Consider the following 17556-nt stretch of genomic DNA (forward strand, 5'->3'; position numbering starts at 1 on the left):
CCCCGAGGGGGTGTTTCGAAAGTAGCGCCGTCCGCCCGAAGGGCGGGCCTGGCGGCGTCTGGTGCGTGCGATCGCAAGGCGGAGGGTCGCCCCGATACTGGATGTATCGGGGTGATCCCGACAACGCGGCGAGCGTGCGTGCCAGACGCCGCCAGGCAGGCGGGACTTTCGAAACACCCCCTCGGACCGGGCCGCCCCGGGTCACCCCTGTTCCCTCTGTCCCAGTCGGTCGCGCTCCGGCATCGACAGGTGCAGCACCTCGTAGCGGTCGCCCGGTATCTTCGGTGGCTCGTTCTCCCAGAGAGAGAAGTGGAGCAGTTCCCAGTGGCGCGGGTCGACGGCCAGCGCCGTGGCGACGGCCCCCGGGGCCTCGGCGAGCCGTCGGCTCTCCTCCGACGCGGCCTCCATCGCGGCAGCCGGAGCGACGGTGTCCGGGATCCGCGCGAGACGGCGGACCGCGGTGCGGGGGAGTTCCCCGGACGCTGTCCCCTCCCGGTAGGAGAGCCCGGACCAGTGCTGTACCTCGGGGCGCCCGAAGTCGTCGACGATGCCCTGGAAGCCGGGACCGCGGAGGAAGGTGTTCATGCCCTCGGGAGCGGACCACAGATAGAGCGGGGCGTACTGGTTGACCGGTGAGGTGGCACCGCGTTCGCGGATCAGGAAGGCCTTGAGGCCCAGGCCGGGGAAGGCGTCGAGGAGATGCCCCCTGGTCGCGACCCGTTCGCGGATGATCCCCATCTCGTAGTCGGCGGGCAGGGTGATCTCGTACTGCATGGCGTGCATCGTGTGCTCCTCAGGCGGGGCGGTCCGACGTGACGTGCGGGGAGAGCAGGGAGAGCAGCCCCTGGACCGCCGATTCGAAGGCGGCCGCCGATCCGGAGGCGCGGGCCAGGACGTAACCGCCCTGGACCGTGGCCACGACGGCCGCCGCCACTTGCTCGGGTGCGATGCCGGGGGAGAACTCGCCCGCGTCCAGGCCCTCCTGGACGATCTCGGCCAGCCGCCCCCGCAGCCAGCCGATCGTCTCGTCCACCGGGGCGCGCAGTGCGTCGCTTGCCACCACGTCGGGATCCATCGTCAGCCGGCCCACCGGGCAGCCCCGCAGGACCTCGCGTTCGCGCAGCAGGTAGGCCGAGATCCGTTCGTAGGCCGGGCCCGGCCCGTCCAGCAGGTGGCCTGCCGTCGCCCGTAGTTCGGCGGCCGTGCGGAGCACGGCGGCCAGTGCCAGATCGGGCTTGCCCGCGAAGTGGTGGTACATGCTGCCCTGGCCCGCCCCGGCGCGCTGTTGGATCGCCTTGGGGCTGGTGCCCACGTAGCCGCGCTCCCACAGGAGCTCCTGGGTGGCCTCGATCAATCGGTCCGGAGTACTCATGAACGTAATGTACATACCAGTAGGTACATTGCGCGTGCGGCGGGTGCGGCCGGGCGTCATTCCGGTGTCGCGCCAAGCGCCGCTCGGCTCAGAGCACGCGCTGGTAGCGGAGCTCCGTGAGCGTGATCCCGTCGTAGACGTCGTCCTGAGCCGCGCCGTCGGCCAGATAGCCGGCCCGTCCGTAGAAGCACTGGGCTGGATGGTTGTCGCGCAGAACCCACAGAGCCGACACCTCGAAGCCCTGGCTCCTCATCCGGGCATGAGCTTCATCCAGGAGAACCCGGCCGATGCCCCGGCCCGTCAGATCCGGCGAGACGTACAGGGCGTGGACCTCGCCGACCGGTCCCGGACCGGGCACCTCGCTTCGACACGGCCCGAAGCAGATCCACCCCACCGGGCCACGGTCACCGAGCGCCACGAGATCTCGTGACGTGCGTCCGGCTCGGGAGAACCACTGCTCCCGTTGTCTGGCGTCACCCTCCACCGTCATGGCGTCCAGATAGGTCCGGGGAACGACGCCGGTGTACGCCGCCTGCCATCCTCGGACCCTGATCGTCGAAACGGCCTCTATGTCGGCTGCATCCATCTCCCGCACGCGCACCATCGCACCACCGTAAGGGCGCGGAAGCCTCAGGGTGAAGCGCTTTACCCCGCCGCCGCCCACGGCCGGGGTGAGCCCCCGCGGGGAGCCGCCGAGCGCACAGTTCGCCGGAGGAGCGGCATGGGTGCGGATGACGGATGACGGGTGACTCCGGACGGGAAGGGAACGGAGCGCGCCGGTCCCGACGGGCCGACGCGCTCCTGCGCGTGCTGTGTATGGTGCGCCGACTCGCTCCCTTCAGCCGACGACGGCCGACCGGGTCCGCGTCCGTGCTGCCGTCGACTCCATGAGCCCCGCGAGGTCCGGGCCGAACGGGCCGTCGGTCGTCGACCCGTATACCGGGAGAGGAGGCAGAGCGGTGGTGAGGGACGGTGCGGGCAAGGTGAACCAGATGACCTTCCCCGTGTCATCGCTCGGCCGTACGCCCCAGCTCTCGCTGACCGCGGCGATCATCGCCAGCCCGCGCCCGGAGGTGGCGGACGCATCGGCATCGCACATGGTCGGCAGCCGGGGGTCGTGGTCGTGGACGGAGACCGTCAGCCGGTCGAGCAGCAGCTCGATCTCGACGGTGCATGACTTGTCCGGCTGTGCGTGCCGGTGGACATTGGTCAGCAGTTCGGTGACGCCGAGCGCTGCCGGGTCGATCAAGGGATCGAGATGCCAGTAGCGCAGTTGCGCCGAAATGATTCTGCGGACCTGACCGATCCGCGACGGCAGAGCCTTGAGCTCCACCGCGCAGTGCCTGCTTGGCTCGCTGATCACGGCTGCGACTCCCCGAAATAGGTCCGGAAGAAGACGAAGGAACGGATCCAGCAGATGGTTTGCTGCTGTTCATGGTCGTGCGTGGTCCGTCCTGATGGCTCCCGGCGGAGCGGCTTGCGCTGTCACCGCCGGTGCACCATCAGTGACGTGTGACCAGCGTGACTCAGGGGGTTGGGCTCCGCAACTCGCGGTGTCCGTACCGGGCCGTAGCGTCAGATCCCCCGACCCGCGGCGCCCGCAGTGCTGCCAGGAACCTGCGGACCGGCGCGGACCCGCCCGGCCTGCGGTTGCGCTGGCCCATGGTCAGCCGGTACCGCACCCCGTTGATGCGGGCGATCGCGGAGTCGGCGGCCGGGAACCAGGGCCTCCCGGCCCTCACCGCCGTCAGCGGGGCGCTGGCGATCTCACGCCCGTTACTGGTCAGCATTACTATCCGGCCGTCCTTGACGATCACTTGGCCGGCCCTGGTCAGTGACCGTGCCCAACGCTGGATCCTGACATCGCTCGCGCGGAACTCCACCGCGCCGAACTCCGGTGCGCCGAAATCCGCAGCGCTGAACTCTGTCTCGGCCATGGCGACTTCGCCCCCCCTTGTACAGGCTTCTGCAAGTCTGCCCGCGAACAGGGCCCGTGCACCAGGCCTCATCACCACCGATTTCCGCTCCGGATCCGGGTTCGGGCGCGCCGGGGCGGAGGATCCCGGGGGCGCCGGGCCAAGGGACGGCTATGGGCTGCCAAAGGAAACGTTTGTGCAGGTAGGGGGAATACTCTGGGTCCCAGCGAGTACCGCCGTCACCCGAAGGAGACCGCTGATGGGCACCAGTGAGCACACACCGGACGGTGGCGTCATGGAGACCGTGGACATCGACCGGAGCGATCCGGACTACAGAACCTGGCTGAAGGAAGCGGTACGCAAGGTACAGGCGGACGCCAACCGTTCGGCGGACACCCATCTCCTGCGTTTCCCGCTGCCTGAGCAGTGGGGCATCGACCTCTACCTCAAGGACGAGTCGACGCATCCGACGGGCAGTCTCAAGCACCGGCTGGCCCGATCGCTCTTCCTCTACGGGCTGTGCAACGGCTGGATCCGCCGCGGCAAGCCGGTCATCGAGGCCTCCAGCGGTTCGACGGCCGTCTCGGAGGCGTACTTCGCGAAGCTGATCGGCGTGCCCTTCGTCGCGGTGATGCCGCGGACCACCAGCCCCGAGAAGTGCCGCCTGATCGAATTCCACGGCGGTCAGTGCCACTTCGTCGACGACTCCCGCCGCCTGTACGAGGAGTCGGCGGCCCTCGCGGCCGAGACGGGCGGACACTACATGGACCAGTTCACCTACGCCGAGCGTGCCACCGACTGGCGCGGCAACAACAACATCGCCGAGTCCATCTACCAGCAGCTGAGGCTGGAGCGGTACCCCGAGCCGGCCTGGATCGTCGCCACCGCCGGAACCGGCGGGACCTCCGCGACCATCGGGCGCTACGTCCGCTACATGCAGCACGACACACGGATCTGTGTGCCGGACCCGGAGAACTCCTGTTTCTTCGACGGATGGACCCGGCACGATCAGCTGGCGACCAGCGACTGCGGCTCCCGCATCGAAGGAATCGGCAGACCTCGGATGGAACCGAGCTTCGTGCCCGGAGCCATCGACCGGATGATGAAGGTCCCCGACGCGGCCAGCGTCGCCGCGGTCCGGGTGCTGGAGCGCACCATCGGGCGCAAGGCGGGTGGCTCGACCGGGACCGGGCTGTGGAGCGCCTTCAAGCTCGTGGCCGAGATGGTGGGCGAAGGAAGCACCGGAAGTGTCGTCACGCTGTTCTGCGACCCGGGCGACCGTTACCTCGACAAGTACTACTCGGACGGCTGGCTGACCGAGCAGGGCCTGGACATCCGGCCGTACACGCGGACGATCGACCACTTCCTGGCCACCGGTTCCTGGCCCGCCTGACCCCGGACACGCGCGCCGTCAGTCCCCCAGCAGTACACCGAGCTCACGGGCGAAGACCCGCCGGCCGACGCCCGCCAGCAACGGATCGGCCCAGCGGGGCACCAGTCTCACCCGCAGCTCCTCGACCCAGATCACGTGCGAGCCCGAACCGGTCGGGCAGACGTCGATCGATGCCCGGCCACGGACCACGGACCCCCGCTTCTCCAGCCGGCACAGCCCCGCCCGGCCGGAGGCCGGAGGGGTCCACCGCACCACTTCCATCGGGTCGTCGAACCCCAGCGGCCCCACGCCGGTACGGGCCACGAAGACCGTTCCGGTCCGGGTGGGCAGGCCCGCCGGAGCGGTGACGGTGGTGAGCGGAACGGTCCCGCCGTGCCGCTCCCAGTCGGTCACCCGTCGCCACGCCTCGGCTGCGGGGAGGGGAGTGAAACGCTCGATGCGGAATACGGCCACGGGCCGATCCTAGGACGTCCGTCGACGCCGGGCCCCGTGACGGAGGGCGCGTCGCCCGCTATCCGTCCGACGGCCCGCCCGCCACCACCAGGCCCGGCAACCGCTCCTCGATCTCCTGCCTGGTGTCGTCCGGCAGGCCCGCGTCCGTCACGAAGGTGTCGACCTCGTCGAGCGCCGCGAACGAACTCAGCCCCACCGTGCCCCACTTGGTGTGGTCCGCGACCACGACGACCCGCCTGGCCGCCCGCACGAAACGACGGTTCGTCTCGGCCTCCGCGAGATTGGGCGTCGAAAGACCCGCCTCGACCGAGATCCCGTGCACACCGAGGAAGAGGACGTCGAAGTGGAGAGAACCGATCGCGCGGTCCGCGACCGGTCCGACGAGTGAGTCCGAAGGCGTACGCACCCCACCGGTCAGGACGACCGTGGCAGCCCCGGTCCGCGCCCCACCCGTCGACGGGCGCTGCGCGCCGTGGAACACATCGGCCACCCGCACCGAATTCGTCACCACCGTCAGTCCCGGCACCTCCAGAAGGTGCCGGGCCAGCGCGAACGTGGTCGTGCCACCGGAGAGCGCGATCGCACTGCCGGGCACCGCCATCGTGGCCGCCGCGCGCGCGATGTCCTCCTTGGCGCTCAGCTCCAGCGTCGATTTGGCCTCGAAGCCGGGCTCGTGCGTGCTCGCCTCGACGACGGGAACGGCTCCGCCGTGCACCTTCTCGATCACGCCCTGGCGTGCCAACGCGTCCAGATCCCGGCGGATGGTCATGTCGGAGACGCTCAGCTTGCGGGTCAGCTCGTTGACCCTGACCCCACCGCGCTTGCGTACATCGTCGAGGATGAGCGCACGTCGCTGTTCCGCGAGCAGATTCTGGTTCTCGCTCAACGCCGGGCCCCGGTCCTTCGCTCTGTCCGCACGGTCCGGCAGCGGTCCTGCGGGACGCCCTCATCCTGCCACGCACGCCCACGGCCCGTCCCACTGGGGAGATTCGGTGAGAGACGGTGCGGCGAGTACCCTCCGTCCGCGATGGTGGTGACTGCACATCAGCTCAGGTCCCAGCCGTCCCTTCCCGCCGGCCGCGAGCCGGACGGACCAGAGAGCGAGCCACCGACATTGTCCCCTGCACCCCGGTCCGAGCCCGCGCAGAGCAGCGGCGCCGCACTCGAACTGCTCGTCCACGGAGTCGGCGGGACCACCCCGCAGGAGATGCTCGGTGACCCGCGTACGACGAGGATCACCGGTGACGCCACGGCCGCCGTCCACCGGCGCACCGAGGACGTCGGAGCCGAACGGCATCCCGAGCGCCACCGGGACGGGCCGATCGCCGAGGCCTACTGCTGGTCCAACCTCACCTCGGGCAACGGCTCCAGGGCCCTCTGGCTGCTGCTGCTCCCCTTCATGGTGGTCAACCTCGCCCACTGGATGCGTCCGACCGCGCGGGGGCGCATCCGGACGGTCCGGCTCTACGGGCTCCTGGTGCGGCTCGTCGCCCTCAGCCTCACGGTGCTGCTGACGGCCGCGGCCTGCGAGGTCGCCCTCGACCTGGTGGCCTGGCAGTGCGCGGGAACTCCCGAGTGCGCCGCGCAGCGCTCCTGGCTCGGCTTCCTGTCCACACGGCAGGACGGGTGGTTCGCCCAGCCCGGACGCCGGCTCGCCGTCGCCGCACTCGTGCCCGCAGCCCTGGTGGGACTGCTCTGGTACCTGTCCCACCGCACCTGGAGTGCCTACGAAGCACAGCGCCCCCTGACCTGGGACGAACCGGACGGCGCGGCGACGGAACCGGTCACGGACGCGGCCGCGCCGTCCGGCGCGCCCCTGGTCCGCCCGGCCCTCGGCAGGCCCGGCTTCTGGTACGGACGCAGGCTGGTGGCCCGGCTGCGCGCGGCGCACACCGCGGCCGGATTCCTCACCGTCGCGGCCGCGGTCGGCGGCGCGGCCGCCCGGTACGACCGGACATCCGGCAGCCCCGTACCCGACGGGATCGGCATCCTGTTCGAGGTCGGGCTCGTCCTGTGCGCACTCGTCGTCGTCGCGGTGGTGTGCCGCCGCGGGCGCGGCGAGCGACGCCTGGACCATCGGCTCGACCGGGCCGTCATCACCTTCCTGCCCGGTGCCGCCCTCGCACTGCTGCTCTGCGCGGTGGCCTACGCCGGCTGGTCGCGTCCCGGCTGGGCGTCGTCGGGCGCCCTCCCCGGAGAGGTGGCCTTCCGGGCACTGGCGCTCGGCCAGGGCCTCCTCGTCGTCGCACTCGCCGCGGTGGCCCTGATCCTCTACCGCAGCGCCCCCGAGCCGCGCACCACCCTTCGCGGCCTCGGCGGGCCCACGGTGGCCATGCTCGCCTGCGCCCTCGGTGGTGTCATGACCGGCGGAATCGCCCAGCGCGTCGCCGACTGGCTCGACGGCCCCGGAACCCCCGGCATGGGGGCGGACGCCGACATCGTGGGCCCGCCCGTGCTCCTCAGCTGGCAGGCCTCGGTCATCCCCGTCCTGCTGCTGCTCCTGCTCCCGCCCGTCATCTGGCTGATGGTCCGCACGGTGCGCCGCGCCCGCCGGCTGGGCCCCGCGGTCGAGGCGGAGTACGAGGAGAAGCACCCCGAGCCCGGACGCACCCGGCGGATCGCGCGTACCCGGGCCACCGCGGCGCTCACCGACTCCGCACCGGGGATCCTCGGACTGCTGTCCGCCGCCACCCTGCTGCTCGGGGCGGGAGCGGTGACCGGTTCCTGGCTCACCGGCGAGGTTCCCGGCCTGGCGATGGACGGCACGGGCCCGCTCGTCGAATCGCTCGCCGAGACGGCCCAGTCGACCGGCTCCTGGCTGACCGGATTCGGGGTCATACTCTTCGTCACCTTCGGCCGTCGTGCCTACCGGGACGTCTCCGCCCGGCGCACCATCGGCATCCTCTGGGACGTGGGTACGTTCTGGCCGCGCGCGGCCCATCCCTTCGCGCCGCCCTGCTACGCCGAGCGGGCCGTACCGGACCTCTCGTCCCGGATGTGCGCCTGGACCGGCCGCACCCGCGGCAGGCTCGTCATCTCCGGCCACTCCCAGGGCAGTGTGCTCGCCGCGGCGGCGGTCTGGCAGCTCCCCGACCCGGTCCGCCACCGGGTGGCCCTGCTCACGTACGGCTCCCCGATCGAGCGTCTGTACGGCCGCTGGTTCCCGGCCTACTTCGGCAGGGTCCCCCTCGAAGGGCTGCAGCGGTCCGTGCACTGCTGGCGCAATCTCTGGCGTGCGACGGACCCGATCGGCGGCCCGGTCCGGATCGACGAGAGCGAGGGCCATGAGGTGGACCGGGGCCCGCTGAAGGACCCGCTGGTGTACGGCCGCACCGCCGAGTACCCGTTGCCGGAACCGATCCTGGGGCATTCGGACTACCAGGCCGATCCCGTGTTCGCAGCCGAGCGGGCCGTGCTCCTGGAACGGCTCGGGCCTGTCGTCCCCCAGCAGGCGGGGGCGGAGGCGGAGGACCGGGGCGGTGCCGCTCAGGGCAGCGCCGGTAGGTCCTCCGGATAGAGCATGGTCAGATCGTCCGTACTCGGCTCGGCGAGCTGGGCGACCCGGCCCGCATGCCGCTCCACCATCGACTCGAAGGTCTGACGGGCCGTTCGGCCGTTGCCGAAAGCGGGGCCCTTGGGCAGCGCTGTGAAGTACTTCAGCAGCGCTTCACCTGTGCCCTCCGCCAGGCTGTACTCGTGCTCGTCGCTCTGCTGCTGCACGATCCGCAGCAGCTCGTCGGGCTCGTAGTCGCTGAAGGTGATGGTCCGTGAGAACCGGGACGCCACACCGGGGTTGACGGTGAGGAAGCGCGCCATCTCGTGCGTGTACCCGGCCACGATCACCACCACGGCGTCGCGGTGGTCCTCCATCAGCTTCACCAGTGTGTCGATGGCCTCGCGTCCGAAGTCGCGGCCGGAGTCCTCCGGCGAGAGGGCGTAGGCCTCGTCGACGAACAGGACCCCGCCGCGCGCCCGGTCGAAGGCCTCCTGGGTGCGGATGGCCGTGGACCCGATGTGTTCGCCGACCAGGTCGACGCGGGACACCTCGACGAGATGGCCGTGCTCCAGGACACCGAGCGAGGCCAGGATCTCCCCGTACAGCCGGGCCACGGTCGTCTTGCCTGTGCCGGGGGATCCGGTGAAGACCAGGTGCCGACGCACCGACGCCGCCTTCAGACCGGCCAGCCGGCGGCGGCGGCCCACCTCGATCATGTCGGTCAGCGCCCGCACCTCGCGCTTGACGCTCTCCAGGCCCACCAGGGCGTCGAGCTCACCGAGCACGGCGCCCGAGTCGCGCACCGGCTCGGTGGGGACCGGCGGGGCGGCCGCGGGCTCGGTGGCCCGCTGCCCCGGCAGCGCGCTGAGCAGCCCGGGTGTGGTCTGCGTCGCCGTCAGGACCGCGGGGGACGGGGGAGTGGCGCCCCGGAGTCCGCTCTCGTCGCTGGTGCAGTCCTGCGTCACCGGACCGCCGGCATGGCCGTCACCGCCGGAGCCGTCGGCGAATTCGTAGCCGCCGCGTGCGCACCGTTCTGTCCGGCACCGGGTCAGGGTGGACCGGCAGCCGTCCATCACGTGGAAGCCGTAGCCCTCGCTCCCGGTGACCCGGCAGCTGTCGAAGGTGCCGCGGCCCTCGGCGGAGACGTAGAAACCGGCCTCCGTCGGCGAGGTGACCGTGCACCTCTCGATGGTCGGGTCGGCGCCCTTGGTCACGATGACCCCGGTCTGGGCCGCGTCGATGGTGCAGTTGTTCAGCGTGCCGCCGCTGCCGTGGTCGCGGAACCACGCTCCGGTGGACGCCTCACGGATCCGGCAGTCGTCGAGCTGGGCCGTGGCTCCGTCGCTCACCGACACCGCGGTGTTGCGGATCTGGGACAGGTCACTGTCCACGACGTCCGCGCGTGAGCCCCGGTCGAGGACGAAGAGGGCGTCCGGCACGTTGTGGACGCGGCACGAGTCGAGTATCACCGTGGCCCCGTCGCTGACCCACACCGCCGGGTAGTCGCCCGTGCTGTCGTGGATCTCGCACTGGTTGGCGTCGACACGGGTGCCCGGATCCCAGACCGAGAGGCCGTTGCGGCCGAACCTGCGGACGGTGGAGCGGGTCAGGGTGAGTACCGAACGGGACCGCAGGTCGACGGCGTTCTCCGGGATGTCGTGGATGTCGCAGTCCGCGAGCGTGAGGACCGCGTCGGTGTCCAGGGTGATCCCGTCGGCCGACGTGCGGTGCACGGTGCAGTCCGTGAGGTGCGCGGATCCCCGCGAGGTGACCTGCACCCCGCTGCCCTTGATCTCGTACACCTCGCAGCCCACGGCCTCCAGGCCGCTGCCCTCCCCGGTCACGCTCAGCCCCGCGCCCGACGCGTGGTGCACCCGGCAGCGCACGAGCCTCGGGTGTGCGCCGTCACGCACCGAGACACCGGACTGCCCGGCCGAGACGACCTCGCAGTCCTCGAACACGCCGCCGGCACCGTCGAGTACGGCGATGCCCACACCGGCCGGGTTGTCGACCGTGCAGCGGCGCACGGTGGGCCTGGCCGAGCCCCGTACCTCCAGACCGGCCGCGGACCTGGTCACGACGCGCAGATCCGACAGCTCGGGAGAGCCCTCCTCGACGAGCAGTGCGGGGGCGGCCGAGTCCTGGCCCTCCACGTGGAGGTCCTGGACGACGGCGGAGGCGCGGACGGTCAGCGGGACCCCGTCGGCCGGTGCGATCCGCACGGAGCCGGCGGAGCCCTCTGTGCCCCGCAGCGTCACCGCGCGGTCGATGACGAGATTCTCCCGGTAGGTGCCCGGGGCGATGGTGAGGACGTCACCGTCGGCTGCGGCCTCCAGAGCGGCGTTGAGGGAAGCGTATTCGCCCGTACGGCGTCGCCATCGGGATGTGCCGGTGTGCGTCACCTGGACCGTGCCCTGTGCCATGGTGCTGCTGTGCCCCCACCTCGTGCCGTGTGCGCCGCCTCGTGCCTGTCCGCGGATGCCGCCTTTTCGCCGGCAGCCTTCCGGCCCGCCTGCCGAGGAGTCGGGCGGTCCGGTCCACCGTAGCGCGCGCGGCGGGCGCGAGTTGACGTGCCGCCTGCTGTGGAGTCCGGCTCATCCGCGCACGGGGGGCCGGCACCCCCTGGGGGGTCAGCTGCCCGTACCCGTTCTGCCCCAGTCGGGGCCGACTTCGGCCCAGTCGCGGTCGAGCCGGGCGTACCTCTGTTGCATCATGCGCCATACGACGAGTCGACGGGCGATTTCCGTCAGGCCTGCCGCGAGCAACGCCGCACCCAGGCCTGCGAGCACCGCGTGGGTGTGTGCCGTGGAGGTGTCCATGGGACGCATCACGGGGTGACCCCGGTCGTCCGCCCAGATCCGGATCCGGGAGCCCGGAGCGGTCTCCGTGGACGCCGTCGACACGGTGCCCGTACGCGTCGTGCCGTCCGGGGCACGCCAGCGGGCGACCACGGACCTACGCATCGAGTCCTCGGCGACGGCCGCTTCGGGGTCCTGGGCGATGCGCGATGTGCCCGAGGACGCGCGGACCACGACGGCCGCCGTGAGATGGCGTTGTTCGTGCTGGGTCCGCACCACATGTCGAAGCGCGTCGTCCGTGAGCGAACCGGCCTTCCAACCGAGAGCCGGTGCCGCCAGCAGCATCAGCAGCAGCGCGACCAGCGCCACACCGGCCTCGTGGCGGTCGGTGGCCCGGCACACGGGATTGTGCCGCCACCGCCCGAATCCCAGAACCGCTCGCACAGTCATGCACCCCCTTCCCTGTCCGTGATAACCCGACAGGACCGTGATCGCGTCCGAGGACGGCGAAGAGAGAGCAACCTCACGCCGCCAACACCCCTCCCGTCCCACCGAGTTCCGGTGAGGTCACGTGCCGGGGGACCGGTCCAGGACGCGTACCGGGTCTCCGACCCGGATCACCCCGGTGCCCTCCGGGATCATGTGCCGGCCGAAAAGAACATGCCGGCCTTCCCGGCGGTGCCGGGCGAGCGTACGCAACGGCTCCCTGCCCCGTACCGACGTCGACTGGTCGGTGGTGGTGATGACGCACCGCCCGCACGCCTTGACCACACGGAACGCGACCTCCCCGATCGCGATCCGCTCCCATCCGTCCTCGGCCCAGGGTGCTGTGCCGTCCACGACGACGTTCGGCCGGAACCGGCTCATCGGAAGCGGCCCCTCCGCCGGATGGTCCCCCTGTGCCACCCACGAGTTGAGCGCGTCCAACGAGGCGCGTGCGGTGAGGAGCAGCGGGAAGCCGTCCGCCAGCGACACGGTCTCGCCGGGCCGCCCGAACTCCGGATCGACCGGTCTGCGATGCGACGGCGCGTCGAGATGGACGAGCCGGACCTCCGCACCGAGCCGAGCGCTGAACCAGGCGTGAGCGGCGTCCGCGGCCGGCACCAGCTCTACCGTGCTCCGGTGCAGTGCGGCGGTGACGGTGCGGGCCGGATCGGGCACCCCCACGGTCAGCGACGGGCTTCCGGGCGCGGACAGGGCCAGTCCGCCGCCGGGCAGGAGCTCGGCGGACAGCACCGCCATGCGGGGCTGCTGACGCTGTGTGACCACTCTGCTTCCGCTGTCGATCAGCATCCAGCGGCGGTCGCCGGCGAGTCCCCATGGCTCGACGACGGCCTCGTCGGACGGACATGCCCCCAGGGACTTGACCGGATGGATGCGCAGGGCACCGAGTGCGGGCGAAAGCATGACGTCATCCTGCCAGCCGCCACCGACAGTGGTCGGCAGAATCTGTCAGTATCCCCTGCCCTGGTACGGGCGGTTGTACGGATCCTCGTACGGTGACTGAGCGGGCGCGGGCGCGGGCCGAGGCGACGCGGGACGCATCGCCTCGTAGCCCGTCCCGGGCCGCTGCGGCTGTTGCGGCTGCTGGTAGCCGCGGGGCGCCGACGGCTGCTGCGGGATGTACGGCGCCGGCGCGTTCTGCAGTTGCGCGGGCTGCATCATCGGCGCCTGCTGCATCTGCGCGTTCTGGTACTGCGGTTGCTGCCCCTGCTGCGGGTAGCCGTGGGACCCGGTGTGCTGCGACGGGGCCGCGGGCAGGGCAGGGAGCGCGGACGGCAGGGCCGGCAGGTAGCTGTTCGCGGTGTCGTACGCGGCAGGGACCCGGATCGGCGCGATCTGAGGGGTCCCCCGCTCGGCGACCAGGGAGTCGTAGATCGGGGTGTCGGGGAACGACGGCGCGGCGTAGTAGCCGCTGCCGTAGGTGGAGCGGGGGGAGGTCATGACACATAAGTTAAGCCCACGATGTGCCGATTGGGGAGTCCCAATCTTGGGGTTATCCGTTTTACGCTGCTTTTGTCGGCTCGACCTGCCGAGGCACCGTTAAAGCCTACGTAAACAACAGGGGGCTTTTCTGTCGGAGGGCCTCCTGAGCTGACGAGAAGTGGCGGTCGGACTACAAAGGGCGACGCCCGGGTCACACCCGTCCGGATGTATGGCTCCAACCGTGAGTGCCCGCACCTCACGGGTGCCGGGAGGCCGTCGGCGGCAATGCCGGCCCGCTCCCCGTCGCCGTCGGCGGCAGGCCCCGGCGCCACCGGCCCACGGGGGCCGCCGACCGCGGGTGCGGCGGAACCCGTCCGCTGTCACGGCCGTCTCCCTCTCGTCCTTCGCCTCGGTGGCGAGGAGTCGGGCGCGCTGCCGCGGGGCGCGTCCGTCCCGGGCGGGTGTCCGTCAGGTTCGGCGCGGAGCCGGGCTCTTCGGTGACGCGGGGATCCGCTCCCGTGCGCGGGCGAGCAGAGCGCCCGGATCCGGGTCCGCCTGGAGGGACTTCAGCATGAGCAGCCACCACTGGTCCAGCCGTGTCCTCCAGTTCCGCGTGCCCGGTACCTCGTCGGTCAGCAGGCAGAGCCCGAAGAAGGAGCACACGAGCGTCACGGCCGCGGTCGACGGTTCCACTCCTTCCGCCAGTTCGCCTCTCGTGCGGGCCTGGGCGAGAAGCCGGGTGACGGCCAGTGCCCAGCCGTCGAACGGCGTGGGCACGGAGGTGTTGATGGCACGGCGTTCCGCCCAAAGGCGCGCTCCCGCGCGGGCCAGCACGTCCTCGCTGAGGAATCGCGCGACAGCGAAGCTGAGGCCGACCAGCTTCTCCAGTGGGGGAATGCCGGACGCGGCGTAGGGGGCGGCGAGTTGTGGCCATGTGGAGAACTGCTCGCGGACCACGGCCAGTGCCAACTCCTCCTTGCTGGAGTAATGGAAATAGATCGCCCCACTGGTTTTTCCGGAGTGATCACTTATGTCATTGACACTCGTTCCCGTATATCCCCGTTCGACAAATAGATGTGCTGCTGATTCGAGCAGTACTTTGCGGGTTTCGCGGGCCCTGTCCTGCACAACAGTTCTACCTTCGTTCAAGGGTTCTCGATATGTCCGCGCGCGTGGGCACGGATCTCCGCCCGGAGGGGGTGAGTGCGGCGCACGGAAGATCCTATTATTATCCGGGCATGCTCGCTTCCGGCTTGGGGTCAATCTTTTTACCTACGGCGCAGAATCGTTTCCTTGCGGCGTGAGGACATCCGTCCGGCCGGCGGTGAGTGACTCGTGAAATGACTGCCCACCAGGCGATTCGATCGCCTGCGGCAGTGGTGTCCCGATCTTGCTCCGGGGGTGCGTTCATCGTCGCCACGGGTATTTCCGTCACCCGAAATGGTGATTGCGGAGCGTGAAGGCCTAAATTAACGTAATGGCTACGATGTTTCGCCCTCGGTCGAAAAGGGCGGTCGCGTCCTTGTGAGACGCATGGCGATATCGCGTGGTGCGGCTGTGATGTGCCGCGCGCAATGCCCACCTCATTCACCGGATGGAGCAATCGCATCCCGGCATCAGTCTGTGCCCGCGCGCCGAACCGGTCGACGCGGCCCTGAAGAACGGTAGTCACATGACAGCTCATCCCATTCTTTCCTGGTCCCCTTCCGCGATCGTTTTCGACTGCGACGGGACCCTGATGGACACGGAACGACACTGGCAGGAGGCCCGGAACGCCACATTCCGAGCGTTCGGCCTCAAACCGCCGGTCGGGTTCGCGGACCGGGCCAAGGGCGTCCATTTCACCGAGTGCGGGGCGCTCATGGCCGAGGAGACGGGGAAGCCGGACCTGGCGGACGACTTGGCCGGCACGCTGCTCACGACCTTCACCGCCCTGGTCGAGCAGGACCCCGTCACCATGCCCGGTGCTGCGGCACTGGTCCGGCGGGTCGCCGGCCGACGCCCTCTCGCGGTGGCGAGCAACTGCCCCCGGGAGATGGTGGAGTCATGCCTCGGCAGGGCCGGGCTCCTGGGCTGCTTCGACCATGTCGTGGTCGCCGGCGAGGAGGTGCGGCCGAAGCCGGAGCCCGACGTCTACAGCGTGGCAGCCCGTCTGTGCGGCGTACCGCCCGAGGAAGCCCTGGCCGTGGAGGACTCGCTGACCGGGATGGAGTCGGCACGCCGGGCGGGTCTTCGCGTGATCGGAATCGGACCGTGCCCGCCGGGTCCCGAGTTGGAGAAGGCCGACCTGTGGGTCCCGAGCCTGGCCCACCGTGAGCTGGTGGAGTGGGCCACGAGCCAGCTGGGCATCTAGGGCGCGTTTCGAAAGTCCCGCCTGCCTGGCGACGCCTGGCACGCACGCTCGCCGCGTTGTCGGGGTCGCCCCGATACCGCCGGTATCGGGGCGACCCGGGCCCGGACCCGGTGTGCCCGGACGTTCAGTCCGCGGGCAGATGAGGTGCCAGGGTGCGCACGGGCGTGGCGGCGGAGGCGAAGAACAGGGCGACGCCCACCGCGCCGGGATCCGGGATGCCGGTCGCCCGCTCACCCAGGTAGCTCGCCCGGCCCATGCGTGCGGTCAGGGACGCGGTGTCCCGGACCCCCTGCCACGCTGCATCCGCCGCCGAGGCCAAGGCCGCAGCGGGCGGCGCGTCCTGCGCCGTCCTCAGCGCGGCGGTGGCCGGAGTGAGCGCGTCGACCAGTGTCTTGTCGCCGGGCGAGGCATCACCCACACGGCGGATGGCGGCCAGCCCTCGGGCGGTGCCTTCGGCGAGCGCGGCAGTCGTCAGGCCGGGGCCGGAGTCTGCGGCGGCCCTGCTCAAGGCCTGGAACAGCAGGCCGAACAAGGGGCCGCTGGTGCCGCCGATCTCGTCGAGAAAGGCGTGGGCCAGGGTGTCCAGGGTCTCCGCAGGGCCGGCCGGTGCCTCCATCCGGTCGAGCAGCAGACCGGCGGCCCGGACCCCGGCCGCGAGATTCGCTCCGAAGTCGCCGTCCCCCGTCCGCTGGTCGAGTGCGGTCAGTTCGGGCTCGGTGGCGTACACCGATTCGGTGAAGCCGTGAACCCAGGAGCGGGTCTGCGCGGCGTCGAAAGCGGTGGGCGTCATGGCGTCGTCCTCCTCCGTCTGTCCGGACCTGTCCGGAGCCCCACGGCAGGTCCGCCGTTCACCATCGCAGGGCCGGAGTGCGGACCGGCGCATCATAGAAATCCAGCACGGCCCGGTCGGCGAGCATGAGGGTGAGCGAGAAGCCCCGCATGTCGAGGGCGGTGACGTAGTCGCCCACGAGGTGCCGGGCGAGCCGCATCCGCCGGGCGTCGAGAACCCGGCCCAGTTCCCCGAATATGCCGTACAGCTCGAGAGGGGTGACCGCACCCAGGCCGTTGACCAGAGCGACGACCGAATCTTCGGGGCCAGGGCGCAACGCGTCCAGCAGTGCGCCCGTCATTTCCTCCACCAGCGCACCCACACGGCCCTGGCTCCGTGTCCGGCCCGCGCGCTCACCGTGGATTCCGACGCCGTACTCCAGTTCGCCGGGCGGCAGCGCGAAGGCCGGCTCGCCGTCGGCCGGCGCGTGGTGAGCGGCGGAGGCGGCTGCGAGCGTCCGGCACCGGCCTGCCAGCGTGGTGCCGAGCTCGGTCAGCCCGGCGAGTCCCCATCCGCTGTCGGCGGCGCCACCCAGGACCTTCTCCACCAGCACCGTGGCACCGGTGCCACGGCGCCCGGCGGCGATCTCGGCGGAGTCGGAGGCGAGATCGTCGTCGACGAGGACGCGGGCGCAGGGGACGCCCGCGTCCGAGAGCCGCTCGGCGGCGATTCCGAAGTTGATCCGGTCCCCGGTGTAGTTCTTGACCACGTGCAGCACGCCTTCGGGCCTCGCCACCGCGAGGGACGCCCGGTAGATCTGCCGGTTGTGCGGGGACGCGAAGATCCTTCCGGGGCAGGCGGCGTCGAGCATGCCTGCCCCGACGTAGCCGATGTGCAGGGGTTCGTGTCCTGAGCCGCCGCCCGAGAGGAGGCCCACCAGCCGAGTGGGCGCGGTGTGCAGAGCCGCGACGTACCCGTCGGCGGCGTTGTACTCCACGAGGTCCGCGTGCGCGCGGGCGAAGCCGGACAGGGCGTCGGAAGCCAGTTCACCGGACCCGTTGTCGAAGTACCTGGCCATGG

Annotated in this window: 17 protein-coding genes; 3 read left to right on the forward strand and 14 right to left on the reverse strand. The window is 70.9% G+C overall.

Translation table 11 applies throughout. The features are described 5' to 3' along the window. Positions 1-201: 201 nt before the first annotated feature. From ABT001_RS18875 to ABT001_RS18895, 5 genes are all read right to left on the reverse strand, one after another. Complete coding sequence (locus ABT001_RS18875; RefSeq protein ID WP_351278577.1) at positions 202-783, reverse strand: DUF4865 family protein; 582 nt, start codon at positions 781-783, stop codon at positions 202-204. Positions 784-793: 10 nt separating this feature from the next. Further along, complete coding sequence (locus ABT001_RS18880; protein WP_351278580.1) at positions 794-1372, reverse strand: TetR/AcrR family transcriptional regulator; 579 nt, start codon at positions 1370-1372, stop codon at positions 794-796. Between the two features lie 88 nt (positions 1373-1460). After that, entirely contained in the window at positions 1461-1976 is a 516-nt protein-coding gene (locus tag ABT001_RS18885) for a GNAT family N-acetyltransferase (protein ID WP_351278583.1), read from the reverse strand. 234 nt (positions 1977-2210) lie between these two features. Then, complete coding sequence (locus ABT001_RS18890; protein ID WP_351278585.1) at positions 2211-2735, reverse strand: ATP-binding protein; 525 nt, start codon at positions 2733-2735, stop codon at positions 2211-2213. Between the two features lie 163 nt (positions 2736-2898). Further along, positions 2899-3309 (reverse strand): hypothetical protein, encoded by a 411-nt coding sequence (locus ABT001_RS18895; protein ID WP_351278588.1) that lies wholly within the window; start codon positions 3307-3309, stop codon positions 2899-2901. Between the two features lie 238 nt (positions 3310-3547). Here ABT001_RS18895 and cds1 point away from each other — a divergent pair, with 238 nt between their 5' ends. Then, positions 3548-4681 carry an L-cysteine desulfhydrase Cds1 gene (gene cds1 / locus ABT001_RS18900; protein ID WP_351278590.1) on the forward strand — a complete coding sequence of 378 codons (1134 nt, stop codon included), beginning with the start codon at positions 3548-3550 and terminating at the stop codon, positions 4679-4681. Positions 4682-4699: 18 nt separating this feature from the next. Here the strand turns inward: cds1 and ABT001_RS18905 are convergent, their stop codons facing one another. Both ABT001_RS18905 and ABT001_RS18910 read right to left on the reverse strand, forming a co-directional pair. Then, positions 4700-5134, reverse strand: coding sequence for an SRPBCC family protein (locus ABT001_RS18905; RefSeq protein WP_351278593.1), 435 nt, complete (start codon positions 5132-5134; stop codon positions 4700-4702). A gap of 58 nt (positions 5135-5192) precedes the next feature. Further along, positions 5193-6020 (reverse strand): DeoR/GlpR family DNA-binding transcription regulator, encoded by an 828-nt coding sequence (locus tag ABT001_RS18910; RefSeq protein WP_351278595.1) that lies wholly within the window; start codon positions 6018-6020, stop codon positions 5193-5195. 228 nt (positions 6021-6248) lie between these two features. Here ABT001_RS18910 and ABT001_RS18915 point away from each other — a divergent pair, with 228 nt between their 5' ends. After that, positions 6249-8651 (forward strand): hypothetical protein, encoded by a 2403-nt coding sequence (locus ABT001_RS18915; RefSeq protein ID WP_351278598.1) that lies wholly within the window; start codon positions 6249-6251, stop codon positions 8649-8651. On the opposite strand, the gene ABT001_RS18920 is transcribed toward ABT001_RS18915, so the two are convergent. From ABT001_RS18920 to ABT001_RS18940, 5 genes are all read right to left on the reverse strand, one after another. Next, positions 8621-11053 (reverse strand): right-handed parallel beta-helix repeat-containing protein, encoded by a 2433-nt coding sequence (locus ABT001_RS18920; RefSeq protein ID WP_351278601.1) that lies wholly within the window; start codon positions 11051-11053, stop codon positions 8621-8623. The genes ABT001_RS18915 and ABT001_RS18920 overlap by 31 nt on opposite strands. Positions 11054-11260: 207 nt before the next feature. Further along, on the reverse strand, positions 11261-11878 hold the full coding sequence (locus ABT001_RS18925) for an Rv1733c family protein (RefSeq protein ID WP_351278604.1): 618 nt from the start codon (positions 11876-11878) through the stop codon (positions 11261-11263). 117 nt (positions 11879-11995) lie between these two features. Next, positions 11996-12835 (reverse strand): MOSC domain-containing protein, encoded by an 840-nt coding sequence (locus ABT001_RS18930; RefSeq protein ID WP_351278607.1) that lies wholly within the window; start codon positions 12833-12835, stop codon positions 11996-11998. Between the two features lie 45 nt (positions 12836-12880). Next, complete coding sequence (locus ABT001_RS18935) at positions 12881-13372, reverse strand: DUF6643 family protein (RefSeq protein WP_351278609.1); 492 nt, start codon at positions 13370-13372, stop codon at positions 12881-12883. Between the two features lie 450 nt (positions 13373-13822). Continuing rightward, the gene (locus ABT001_RS18940; RefSeq protein WP_351278612.1) at positions 13823-14482 is read right to left on the reverse strand and encodes a ScbR family autoregulator-binding transcription factor; all 660 of its coding nucleotides are present in this window, start codon (positions 14480-14482) and stop codon (positions 13823-13825) included. A gap of 544 nt (positions 14483-15026) precedes the next feature. Between ABT001_RS18940 and ABT001_RS18945 the strand changes: the two genes are divergently transcribed. Beyond that, a complete protein-coding gene (locus ABT001_RS18945) occupies positions 15027-15707 on the forward strand; it encodes an HAD family hydrolase (RefSeq protein WP_351278615.1) in 681 nt (226 codons plus the stop codon). 124 nt (positions 15708-15831) lie between these two features. Here the strand turns inward: ABT001_RS18945 and dhaL are convergent, their stop codons facing one another. After that, positions 15832-16497 carry a dihydroxyacetone kinase subunit DhaL gene (dhaL, locus tag ABT001_RS18950; RefSeq protein ID WP_351278617.1) on the reverse strand — a complete coding sequence of 222 codons (666 nt, stop codon included), beginning with the start codon at positions 16495-16497 and terminating at the stop codon, positions 15832-15834. Positions 16498-16555: 58 nt separating this feature from the next. Further along, positions 16556-17554: a dihydroxyacetone kinase subunit DhaK gene (locus ABT001_RS18955; RefSeq protein WP_351278620.1), complete on the reverse strand. Its 999-nt coding sequence runs from the start codon at positions 17552-17554 to the stop codon at positions 16556-16558. Positions 17555-17556 lie beyond the last annotated feature (2 nt).

Origin of the sequence: Streptomyces sp. NPDC002793, from assembly GCF_040295485.1 — a bacterium.
Classification (GTDB): domain Bacteria; phylum Actinomycetota; class Actinomycetes; order Streptomycetales; family Streptomycetaceae; genus Streptomyces.